The sequence below is a fragment of the Sphingomonas sp. PL20 genome, from assembly GCF_017875905.1.
Classification (GTDB): Bacteria; Pseudomonadota; Alphaproteobacteria; order Sphingomonadales; family Sphingomonadaceae; genus Sphingomonas; species Sphingomonas echinoides.
Window position 1 is genome coordinate 941,820 of the sequence record NZ_JAGINH010000002.1, and the last position, 11,290, is coordinate 953,109.

11 protein-coding genes are annotated in these 11,290 nt (G+C 64.8%); 4 read left to right on the forward strand and 7 right to left on the reverse strand.

From position 1 onward, the window contains the following. The first annotated feature begins 6 nt into the window (after window positions 1-6). A complete protein-coding gene (gene shc, locus H4W01_RS04510) occupies window positions 7-1,956 on the forward strand; it encodes a squalene--hopene cyclase (protein WP_209610066.1) in 1,950 nt (649 codons plus the stop codon). Next, window positions 1,953-2,675 (forward strand): phosphorylase family protein, encoded by a 723-nt coding sequence (locus H4W01_RS04515; protein ID WP_209610067.1) that lies wholly within the window; start codon window positions 1,953-1,955, stop codon window positions 2,673-2,675. Before shc ends, H4W01_RS04515 begins: the two co-directional genes overlap by 4 nt. Here H4W01_RS04515 and H4W01_RS04520 read toward each other — a convergent pair. From H4W01_RS04520 to ispH, 4 genes are read right to left on the reverse strand one after another with little or no spacing between them, the layout of a single operon-like run. After that, a complete protein-coding gene (locus H4W01_RS04520; RefSeq protein WP_334685148.1) occupies window positions 2,650-2,928 on the reverse strand; it encodes a DUF6883 domain-containing protein in 279 nt (92 codons plus the stop codon). The two genes, H4W01_RS04515 and H4W01_RS04520, sit on opposite strands and share 26 nt — an antisense overlap. A gap of 49 nt (window positions 2,929-2,977) precedes the next feature. Then, window positions 2,978-3,217, reverse strand: coding sequence for a DUF4926 domain-containing protein (locus H4W01_RS04525; protein ID WP_209610069.1), 240 nt, complete (start codon window positions 3,215-3,217; stop codon window positions 2,978-2,980). A gap of 10 nt (window positions 3,218-3,227) precedes the next feature. Further along, window positions 3,228-4,373 (reverse strand): adenosyl-hopene transferase HpnH, encoded by a 1,146-nt coding sequence (gene hpnH / locus H4W01_RS04530; RefSeq protein WP_209610070.1) that lies wholly within the window; start codon window positions 4,371-4,373, stop codon window positions 3,228-3,230. A gap of 8 nt (window positions 4,374-4,381) precedes the next feature. After that, complete coding sequence (ispH, locus tag H4W01_RS04535) at window positions 4,382-5,341, reverse strand: 4-hydroxy-3-methylbut-2-enyl diphosphate reductase (protein ID WP_209610071.1); 960 nt, start codon at window positions 5,339-5,341, stop codon at window positions 4,382-4,384. Window positions 5,342-5,621: 280 nt separating this feature from the next. Between ispH and H4W01_RS04540 the strand changes: the two genes are divergently transcribed. Next, window positions 5,622-6,227: an ABC transporter substrate-binding protein gene (locus H4W01_RS04540; protein WP_209610072.1), complete on the forward strand. Its 606-nt coding sequence runs from the start codon at window positions 5,622-5,624 to the stop codon at window positions 6,225-6,227. 5 nt (window positions 6,228-6,232) lie between these two features. Continuing rightward, window positions 6,233-7,219 (forward strand): MlaA family lipoprotein, encoded by a 987-nt coding sequence (locus H4W01_RS04545; protein WP_209610073.1) that lies wholly within the window; start codon window positions 6,233-6,235, stop codon window positions 7,217-7,219. Here the strand turns inward: H4W01_RS04545 and H4W01_RS04550 are convergent. From H4W01_RS04550 to H4W01_RS04560, 3 genes are all read right to left on the reverse strand, one after another. Next, window positions 7,216-9,810 (reverse strand): MMPL family transporter, encoded by a 2,595-nt coding sequence (locus tag H4W01_RS04550; protein ID WP_209610074.1) that lies wholly within the window; start codon window positions 9,808-9,810, stop codon window positions 7,216-7,218. The genes H4W01_RS04545 and H4W01_RS04550 overlap by 4 nt on opposite strands. After that, a complete protein-coding gene (locus H4W01_RS04555; protein ID WP_209610075.1) occupies window positions 9,807-10,280 on the reverse strand; it encodes a DUF2141 domain-containing protein in 474 nt (157 codons plus the stop codon). The genes H4W01_RS04550 and H4W01_RS04555 overlap by 4 nt, the downstream gene beginning before the upstream one ends. A gap of 93 nt (window positions 10,281-10,373) precedes the next feature. Then, entirely contained in the window at window positions 10,374-11,174 is an 801-nt protein-coding gene (locus tag H4W01_RS04560) for a hypothetical protein (RefSeq protein ID WP_334685149.1), read from the reverse strand. Between the last annotated feature and the right edge of the window lie 116 nt (window positions 11,175-11,290).

Genomic DNA, 11,290 nt, shown 5'->3' on the forward strand with positions numbered 1-11,290 from the left:
GCAGGCATGAGCATCGATACTATAGACCGCAGCGCCCTGTTGGAAGAAGCCGATGCCACCGCGCACAAGGCGGCGGCGGCGCTGGGCACCTTGCAAAATGCCGATGGGCATTGGGTGTTCGAGCTGGAAGCCGACGCCACCATCCCCGCCGAATATGTGCTGCTGCGCCATTATCTTGGCGAACCGCGCAATGCCGAGATCGAGCGCAAGATTGGCGTCTATCTGCGCCGGATCCAGTCGCCCTCGCATCACGGCTGGGGCCTGTTCCATGGCGGCGCGTTCGATGTCAGCGCCAGCGTAAAGGCCTATTTTGCGCTCAAGATGATCGGCGATTCGATCGATGCGCCGCACATGGTGCAAGCGCGCACGGCGATCCACAAAGCGGGCGGGGCGGCGGCTGCCAACGTCTTCACGCGCATCCAGTTGGCGCTGTTCGGCGCGGGGCCGTGGAGCGTGGTGCCGACGCTGCCGGTCGAACTGATCCTGCTGCCGCGCTGGTTCCCGGTGCATCTCTCCAAAATGTCCTATTGGGCGCGCACGGTGATCGTGCCGTTGCTGGTGCTGGCGGCGAAGAAGCCGGTCGCGCGCAATCCCTCGGGCGTGCTGGTCGACGAACTTTACACGACCAAGCGCGCCAAGCTGGTCAGCAAGGCGGCGGGCACCAAGCAGGCGTGGACCACCTTTTTCAACGGCCTCGACGTTGTGCTGAAGGGCGTCGAGCCGCTGTGGCCCAAGGGCACGCGCCAGCGCGCGATAGACGCCTGCGTCACCTTCGTGACCGAGCGGTTGAACGGCGTCGACGGGCTGGGCGCGATCTATCCGGCGATGGCCAACAGCGTGATGATGTTCGATTGCCTGGGCTATGCGGAGGATCACCCGGCACGGGCGATCGCGCGCGAATCGGTCGAGAAGCTGCTCGTGGTCAAGGATGACGAGGCCTATTGCCAGCCTTGCGTCTCGCCCGTGTGGGATACAGCACTCGCCTCGCACGCAATGCTGGAAGCGGGGGGCGAGGAGGCAGAGGCGCGCGCGGCGGCGGGGCTGGCGTGGCTCAAGCCGCTGCAAGTGCTCGACGTGAAGGGCGATTGGGCCGAGGAAAAGCCCGATGTCCGCCCCGGCGGCTGGGCGTTCCAATATAACAACGCGCATTACCCCGATCTCGACGATACCGCGGTGGTGGTGATGGCGATGGACCGCGCCAAGGATCGTACCCCCGCCGCTTTTGAAGAATCGATCGCGCGCGGGGTCGAATGGACCGTCGGGCTGCAAAGCAAGGATGGCGGCTGGGGCGCGTTCGATGCCGACAACAGCTATCATTATCTCAACAACATCCCCTTTGCCGATCATGGCGCGCTGCTCGATCCGCCGACCAGCGACGTCACTGCGCGCGTGGTGTCGATGCTGGCGCAACTCGGCGAGACCGATACGCCCCGGATGAAGGCGGCGCTGGCCTTCCTGGAGAAGGAACAGATGCCCGATGGCAGCTGGTTCGGGCGCTGGGGGGTGAATTACATTTACGGCACCTGGTCGGTGCTGTGCGCTTTGAACGCCGCCGGGCTCGATGCGAAGCATCCGATGGTGCGCAAGGGTGCCGACTGGCTGATCCACATCCAGAATCTCGACGGCGGCTGGGGCGAGGATTGCGAGAGCTATGCGCTCGATTACAAAGGGTACACGCCTGCACCCTCGACCGCCTCGCAGACCGGCTGGGCGCTGCTCGCGCTGATGGCGGCGGGCAAGGTCGATCATCCCGCGGTCGAGCGCGGCATCCGCCATTTGATCGCGACGCAGGCAGCGGACGGACTGTGGGGGCAGGAGAAATATACCGGCGGCGGTTTTCCACGCGTCTTCTATCTGCGCTATCATGGCTATCCGGTCTATTTCCCGCTCTGGGCGGTGGCCCGCTATCGCAATCTGAAGCGCTCGAACGATCCGCGCCCGGCGTTCGGGATGTGACGATCCTCGTCGCCTGCGGGCTGACGCGCGAGGCGGCGATTATCGCGCGACCGGGGTTTTTTGTCGTCGCTGGTGGTGGCGATGTGACCCGGCTGGAGCGCGAACTGGAGGCGGCGGCAGGCGGCGTTTCCGCGGTGCTCTCCTGCGGCGTGGCGGGCGCGCTCGATCCGGCCTTGCGGGCAGGGGATGTGGTGGTCGGAACGCTTCACACCCCGTTCGTTTCGAGCGAAGTCGAGAAACCTGCGATGGTGCCAGGTTTCTCGACTTTGCTCGAAACGAACGGTGGGTTGGTGGCGTGGCTCGCCTCCGCGCTGCCCAATGCCCACCGCGGCACCATCGTCGGCGCGGACCAGATCATCGCCTCGGTCGCCGAAAAAGCTGCCCTCCAGGCGCGCACCGGTGCGATCGCGGTCGATATGGAATCGCACATCGCCGCCCGCGTCGCCGCGCGGCACGACCTGCCCTTCGCGATTCTGCGCACGATTTCTGACAGTGCCGATCACGCGCTGCCGCCCGCCGCTTTGGTCGGCATGAAGCCTGATGGTGGCGTCGCACTCGGCGCGATCCTCGCGTCGCTGGCGCGCAACCCGGCGCAACTCCCCGCGCTGATCCGCACCGGCCGCGATGCCGGTGCGGCGTTTCAAGCCTTGCGCGACGCGCTCGCGTCCGTCGGACAGACGTTGGGGGATTGGGCTATTCGGTCGCAGGATAGGCCGTAACCAGCCGCTGAAGTTTCGAGCCCTTCTTCAGAAACCAGACCGAGCGAATGCACGGGTCACGACCATCAGGGGTTCTCAGCGTACACTGAACGATGCTTTTCGTGCCGAAATTATTTTCCTGAACCGCGATAATTTGGTTGCTGTCCGGGTGTGCCAGCAAGGCTTCCAACAGCACGACATGGGCATCGGGCGAGAAGCCGAAGCGCGTGAAATATGCCGCTTTCGACTTTCCGAACGGGTGTTCGGCGTTCAACAAATATTCGAGGACCTTCGCCTCGGTTATGAGGCGACCACCGGATAGCCTAGCCATCCAGCGCGGCGACCTCGTTTGCCCTGAGCGTCAGGAGCGCGTGAAACGGGGTCGTGAATTCGACCTCAAAGGCTTCGCCATTCTGGTGCCGGAACACCGCCGTTCCCAAGGTGCCGACCGGCAATCGGCCTTCGTCGAGCGTCACCTCGGCCAGCAGGCGCACCACATCCAGTTCCTGAATCGCACTTGCCGTATGGCCGGGACCGCCTTTCGCAACAGGTTTCCCGGCCATCACATCATCCTTACGCCGCGCGCTGGGTGCGCTTGAAGCCCTCGGGGTCGGCGGCCTTGATCTTCGCGAGTTCGCGCTCGACGTGTAGCGAGTGGACGTCCGATGCTTTGCGGGCGTTGGACAGGTCGATGTCAGGGGCCATCGGCCCTTCGGTGCGCACGCCGTTGCGGCCGATTGCGAACATCTTCAGCGGATGGCGGATCGAGTCGCTGGCAGCGGTGCCCTCGAACCCGCAATGTACCATGCAGTTCGAGCATTTCTCGTATTTGCCGACGCCGTACTGATCCCAGTCGGTGCCTTCCATCAGCTCGGCAAAGGTTTCGACATAGCCTTCGCCGACCAGATAGCATGGCTTCTGCCAGCCGAAGACGGTGCGCAGCGGCATCGACCAGGGCGTGCATTCATAGGTCTGGTTGCCTGCGAGGAAATCGAGGAACAAGGGCGAGTTGGTGAAGGTCCACGCCTTGCCGCCATCGCCCTTGCGGAACACGTCGCGGAAGAAATTCTTGGTGCGTTCGCGCGTCAGGAAATGCTCCTGGTCGGCGGCGCGCTCATAGGAATAGCCGGGCGAGATGGTGATCTCGACGCCACGCTTCTGCATTTCGTCGAAGAACGCGGCGAGGCGGGTCGGGTCAGCGCCATCGAACACGGTGCAATTGACTTGCACGCGGAAGCCCTTGGCCTTGGCCATTTCGATCGCTTCGATCGCGACTTCATAGGTGCCGGCCTGATCGACCGCATGGTCGTGCATCCCCTTGTCGCCATCCAGATGGATCGACCAGGTGAAGTAGGGCGACGGCTTATAGTCGTCGATCTTCTTCTTCATCAGCAGCGCGTTGGTGCACAGGATGACGAACTTCTTCTTGGCGATATAGCCCTGGACGATCTTGGGCATGTCGCGGTGGAGCAACGGCTCGCCGCCCGCGATCGACACGGCAGGCGCGCCGCATTCGTCGATCGCGTCCATGCACTGGTCATAGGACAGGCGCTGGTTGAGGATCGCATCGGGATAATCGATCTTGCCGCAGCCCGGGCACGCCAGATTGCAGCGCAGCAGCGGCTCGAGCATCAGCACGAGCGGATATTTGCCGCCCTTGATGTGGTTTTTCAGGGTGTAGGCGCCGATGCGCGCAAGCGGGGCTAGGGGAAGGCTCATGGGGGTTCCTATGCGCTCAAAACGCGCTGTTGGGAAGTTGCTGGCGGATCGCGCAACTCGCGCGGCAGGCCGAATTCGAGCGATTCCTCAACGCCTGCCAGCTGGGTGACCTCGACCGGGCCGAGCTTGCGCAACGCCGCGATCACGCTGTCGACCAGCTCGTCGGGTGCAGACGCGCCAGCAGTAAGGCCGACGCGCTCAATGCCTGCGAACCATGCCGGATCGATCGCGCTGCCATCGGCGACGAGATAGCTCGGCAACCCTTCATCGGCACCCAGGTCGCGCAGGCGGCTTGAGTTGGAGCTGTTTTCGGAGCCTACCACCAGCAGCAGATCGGCGACCTTGCACAGATCGCGCACCGCGCTCTGGCGGTTCTGCGTCGCGTAGCAGATTTCGGAAACGTCGGGCCCGATCAAATTGGTGAAGCGCCGGGCCAAAGCGGCGATGACGTTCTTGGTGTCGTCCACGCTCAGCGTCGTCTGGGTGATATAGGCGATTTCGGCATCTTCGGGGATGTCGAGGGCTGCCACATCGGCCTCGGTCGAGACGAGATGGACCGGCGCATCGACTTGCCCGCGCGTGCCGATCACTTCGGCATGGCCTTCATGCCCGATCATCACCAGCGTGCGCCCGGCCTTGGCATAGCGCCGACCCTGCAAATGCACCTTGGTGACCAAAGGACAGGTCGCGTCGAACACCGGCAGCTTGCGCGCCTTGGCCTCTTCCTCGACGGTTCGCGCGACGCCGTGCGCGCTGAACACCGTCATCGCGCCTTCGGGCACATCGGACAGTTCCTCGACAAACACAGCGCCCTTAGCGCGCAGCGTGTCGACGACGTGGCGGTTATGGACGATTTCGTGGCGGACGTAGACCGGCGCGCCGTAGCGGTCGATCGCGCGCTCGACGATTTCGATCGCGCGTACCACGCCTGCGCAGAAACCGCGCGGGTTGGCCAAAATTACTTGCAAAAACAGTCCTTCCGTCCGCTCAAAATGCCGAAAACCGGGCGCGGGACCGGAGGGCACGCACACGGATCCGTCATGTATGCCTCCCGGTCGCTTATTCTAGCCGCGTCGCAGCATAAAGAAAGCGGGAAAACCTCTATCGTCGTGCAGATGGCGATGGCGATGGTACCCGATCGCCCCGAAAGCGTTCATCGGCGCTACAGCGGTTTGTGCTAGGGCCGCTGCGGTGATAACGGCCAACCACTATTTGGGGCATCGCCAAATGTCCCAACAGGAGCTCTTGATGACTTTCTCCCTGCGATATGTCGTGCCGATGGTGGCATTGTGCAGCGCGGTTCCGCTTGCCGCGCAAGCGACCGATCCGGCGCGTGCCCCCATTCAGACGCTGAACGAAGGTTTGCTGACGATCATGAAGGGCGGCAGCGCGCTTGGCACCAAGGGCCGAATCGCGCGGATCGGCCCGGTGGTCGACCAGACCTTCGATATCGGCCTGATCACGCGGCTGTCGGTCGGGCCCGATTGGGTTAAGGTGGCACCGGGCGACCAGGCCACGTTGGTGTCGGCGATGCGCCGGATGACGGTTGCCCAATATGCCTCGAACTTCAGCAGCTATGACGGGGAGAGCTTCAGCATCGACCCCCGTATCGAGACGCGCGGCACCGACAAATTGGTGCGCACGACGCTGACCGCGCCGAAGGGGGACACCGTTCCGATCGGCTACCGTTTGCGCCAGAGCGGCGGCAGCTGGAAGATCGTCGATGTCTATTACAAGAATGCGATCAGCCAGTTGGCAACGCGCCGCGCCGATTTTGCGAGCGTGTTTGCCAAGGGCGGTGCCAAAGCCTTGATCGCGCACCTTGACGATCTGGCCGCCAAGGGCGGGCGCTAAGTCGAGTGACGATTCGATCGACGAGCAGCGTGCTGGCGGTGGCAATCGCGCTGCTCGCCGCCCCCGTGGCGGCGCAGCAACCGGCGGCGGCTCCGTCGGCGACGCGCGTGCAGGCGGCTCCGGTCGCTCCGCCGCTCGCCCCCGGCATGGCCGGGCAAACCCCCAGGGTGCACCGCCACCATGCCAAGGGCGATTCGCTCGAAGGCTTCAACCGGGTGATGTTCTCGATCCATCAATTTCTCGACCGGATTTTCCTGCGTCCGGTGTCGATGGCGTATAAGAAAATCGTGCCCAAGGTGGTGCGCACCGGCATCCGCCACGTTTTTTCCAATGTCGGCGAGCCGCTCGTTTTCGCCAACGATGTGCTGCAGTTGAAGCCGAAGCGCGCACTCAAGACGCTGGCGCGTTTTGGCGTCAACTCTACCATCGGGATTGGCGGATTGCTTGATGTCGCCAAGACGTCCGATTTCAACTTGCCGCATCATGACAACAGCTTTGGCAACACGCTCGGCCGCTACGGGGTGGGGCCGGGGCCGTATATCTTCCTGCCGCTGGTTGGCCCCAATACGCTGCGCGACTTCGGGGCCGGCGTGGGCGAGGGCGCGGTGCTGCCGCTGACCATCGGCACGCCGTTCGATCGCGCCGAATATCAGGCCGCCCAGGCCGGGCTCAGCGGGATCGATCTCCGCGCCGAATCCGATGGCGAGTTGAAGGCGCTGCTGGGCGGCGCGGTCGACCCCTATGCGACCTTGCGCTCCGCCTTCTTGCAGGACCGTGCGGCGACCGTTGCGGAGCTGCGCCATGGCAGCAAGCAAACGAGCAGCCCGCTTGACGATCCTTTGAGCGATCCTGCGGCGGCCGAGCCCACGCCCGCTGCGTCGCAGGGGGCGGCAAAGCCTGCGGCCGACGATCTTCCCGCCGATCCCGCTCCGCCCGCTGACCAAAAACCGGCCACCCCCAGCGCGCCCGCGCCGGTAAGCCCCGCGCCCTAAGCCTTTTTCGCGCGCGGCGGGCCGAGCAGGGCCGGTTCGAAGATCAAGGCGCAGACCAGGGTCCAGGCCAGCGAGATCATCAGGATTTTGCCCATGCTCGCCGTGCCGGGATGGCGCGACAGCCACAGACTGCCGAATGCGCTGCCCGTGGCGAGCGCGCTGAACAGCACCGCGCGCGCGAGGCTCGATTGCAGCAGATCGGTCGCGCCCCCGCGCCACGCCATCACGAAATAGATGTGGAAGGCGACGCCCACGCCAAACAGCAAGGGGAAGGCGATGATGTTGGCGAAGTTGATCGGCTGCCCGATCAGCACGCAACTGCCGAGCGTCAAGAAGCCCGAAAGGACGACGGGGGCGAGCGTAAACGCCACCTCCTTCACGTCGCGCAGCACCAAGAAGAGCAGGCCACTGACCAAGGCGAGCGCGAGCACACCCGCCTCGACGAATGCCCAGGCGACGGTTCCCGCTGCCTCCTGCGTTGCCACGGGCAATCCGCTGGCATCGGGTGCGACGGCGCGCACCGCCGTGGTGAAGCGGCGCAGCACGGCGTTGTTGTTGCTGTCGCCCTTCGGGAACACCTGCACGAGGGCGCGGCCATCCTTGGCGACCCAGTTCCCGGCAATTTCCGGCGGCAGCGTGGCGCGCGTCACCGCTTCGGCCTGCAACGTCGCGCGGATCTGGCCCAGCATCGTGTCGAGCGGGGGCACGAGCAGGGCCGTCGCGCGCGCGCGGTCCTGCGGCGTGCCGCTTGCGAGGCGCGAGAAGGCGGTGGCGAGACGGCGCGCGCTATCGGCGGCCGGGCCGGGATGACTGATCGCGGTCGCGCGCAATTCGGCGGCGGTACGCGCCAGCGCGGCGGCGGAGTCGGCATCGCTGGGCGGCGGGGTCAGGTCGAATGGATTGATCGTCGCATCGAGCAGCAGCGAGGCATCCTGCACCAAAGCGAGCTTGGTCTCCTGGTCGGCGGGGACGAAGCTGTCGACCGACACCGCCTCCGCCACTTCGGGAAGCGCGGCCAGTTTCGCGGTCAGCGCCGTGGCGGCGTCCGCATTGGGGGCGAGCAGGTTGATCGTATTGGGCGTGCGCAAAGGGTCGCGCATCAGATTGCTCAGCGCGCGCATCGCCGGGCCGTCTTTGGCGCGCAGATGGAGCGGGTTGAAGTCGAACTGGACAAACGGCAGCAAGGCAATGCTGCCCGCCATCGACAGGCCGAACGCCCACAACACCGTCTTGCGATGGCTGTGCAGCCAGCGATCGACCGGGGCCGCCTCGGCAAAGCCGACTTCGCGGTGTGGCACACCCGGCTTGAGCAGCATCAGCATTGCGGGCAGCAGCGTGACGCTGGCGACCAGCGCGACGATCATCCCGAGCCCGGCAATGATGCCGAGTTCGGCAATGCCGATATAATCGGTCGGCAGGAACGCGCCAAAGCCGAGGAACACCGCGCCGGCCGCCAGCGCCAGCGGCGCGCTGAGCGCCACCGCCGCGCGTTGCAGCGCGGAACCCGTATCGGCCCCGTCGAGCCGTTCGGCATTGAAACGCACCGCGATCTGGATGCCGAAATCGACGCCGAGCCCGACGAACAGCGGAATGAACGCAACCGAGATTAGGTTGAGCGCGCCGACCGCGAGCAGCCCGAGTGCGGTCGTCACCACCAGCCCGGCAACGATCGTCACCACAATTCCCGCGACGATCTTCGCCGAGCGGGTGGCGAACCACAAAGTGATCAACATTGCGGCGGCCATTATCAGCCCGACAAAGCCGATATTCTCCTCCAGCGTGGCGAATTCCTCGTCGGCCAGCGGCACTTCGCCGGTGGTGCGCACGGTCACCCCATGCGCCTGGTCGAGGCCGAGCTTCGCCGCTTCTGCCTGGATCGCGGCGACGGCATCCTCACCGGGCTGGAGCGCGCCATAATCGAGCTTGGGCTGCGCGAGGATCAGGCGGCGCAGCGGCGGCGCGGCTCCCGCGCCGGGTTCGGCAAAGAGCTGCTGCCACGAGAAATATGCGGGCTTGCCCGCCGCCGAAGTTTCCAGCGCGGCCGCCATCGTCCGCATCGGGCGGTCGATCCGCGAGAGCGGCACGTCGCCATTGCCGACACCGGTCAGCATCGTCGAGAACGCGCCGGCAATGCCGCGCAAGGACGGATCGCTCGCGAGCGGACCGAGCAAGGGCTGGGCGTCGATCAAGGCCTTGGTGGACGCTTTTACCGACGCGGTCGAGCCGAACAGCAGCCCCTCGCGGTCGAAGAACGCGCCGCCGTCGGGGCGCTGCACCGTGCGGAAATGGCGGGTGTCTTCGGAGAGCGCGGCGGACAGTTTCGCGGTGGCGGCTTCGGCCAGTTCGGGCGTCTTGCCATCGACGATCACCAGCAGCACGTCGGACAGTTGCGGAAATGCGGTCTCGACCGCTTTCTCATTCTGCCGCCACGCGATCTTGGGGGAGATCAGCGCGGCGGTGTCGGTCGTCATCGCGAAATGGCTGGCGGCATAGAGCGCCGCGCCTGCGACCAGCGCGAGGCACACCGCAAGCACCGCGAACGGCCGCTTGACGCCAAGCGCGACGAGTTGCTGGATGCGGTGCGCAATCACTGCTTGGGCGCGTCCGGGCCCGTGAAATAACGCAATTTCAGGCGGATCGTCTGTTCCTGCCCGTCATAGTCGAACACCGCTTCCTCCCATTTGGGTGGGGCCAGGCGGATCTTGGCATCGTTGGAGAAGCCGACGCCTTCCTTGGGAATGCCGAACAGCGCGCGGTCGATCTTGCCATTGCCATTCTGGTCGTAAAACACCTGCGCGGCATAGCGGCCGGGCTTCAGGCCGGTCAGCGTCACCGTCGTCTGCCCGATCCGGGCCGGGGCATCGGCTGAGGTCGGGCAATCCTTCAGGAACTGCGCCTGCGTGCACAGATCAACATGCACGCGCCCGGTGCGGGCGCGGACATTGTCGACCGCGACATGCAGCACGCCGCTGGGCGCGCCCGCGCCGAGCGCGAGCATGGCAAAAGGCAATAGCGCAAGCCGCGACCAAAGCGGATGCGGAACGGAGAGGAAGCGATTCATGGCGGGGCCCTTAGACCAGATCAGGGCCGGATTGGAACTACCGGCCAACGCCGCGTGCTAAGCCGATTCACGGTGAACGCGCGCTGAAGCGCCTTAGCCGAAGATATCGGTCAGCGCTTCCGCCGCCGGGCCGTCTTTCCAGTTGCGCAGTTCGACATAGAGCGAGGTCTGGATCGTCGAGATGATCGTGATCACCAGCGTGGACGATACCGCGCTGACGGCAATAAGCCCGATCGACAGGCCGCCTTGGCCCTGCGCGGCATTGGCGAAATTCTGGAACCCGATCAGCGCGAGGAAGAGCAATCCGACCACCGCCGAAATGATCCAGTAGATCACCAGCACGACCAGTTCGAGCGCGAAGATGTTCCAGCGCGCGCCCTTGGTCAGCGCGGCGCTGCGTCCGAAGGCACCGAAAATGCCGGAATTTTCCTCGACCAAGGCCGGGGTGGCGACCGACAATATCACGTAAAGGATGATGCCCGGCACGATCAGCAAGGCCAGCCCGAAGATCACGATCAGCCCGAGCAAGATTGCCAACCCGAAGAGCGGCAGGATTTTGCGCAATCCGGCAAGCGCGGATTCGGCGAAGCTGACGGGGTGCCCGTCGCTATAGGCCACCGTTGCCCGTACCAGCGCGCCTTGCGCCAGAAAGTTGAAAGCCAGTGTCAACAGCGCCACGCCCGCTGTCAGCAGAAGCGCGGTGGAACTGAACGGCAGCGTCTGTGTTGCCCGTGGGCTTTGCAGGAGAGCCTTGAGCACAACGCTCGGCAACGCTCCGAACAGGAACGAAATACCGAACATTGTCAGCGGATTGGCACCGATTGTTGCAAAGGCGCGGTTGAAAACCCGGCCAATCGACATGCGACGGTCCGATGCTGCTGCGATAGTCGCCATGTCTGCGTATCCCCCGACCCTAGACCCTTGTCAGGGTGGCGGATGCGATCCGCTTCGTCCAGCGCAATTTGGCGATTGCGCGACGGAAGAGTTGGTTTAGTTTGAGGGGGGTAGCG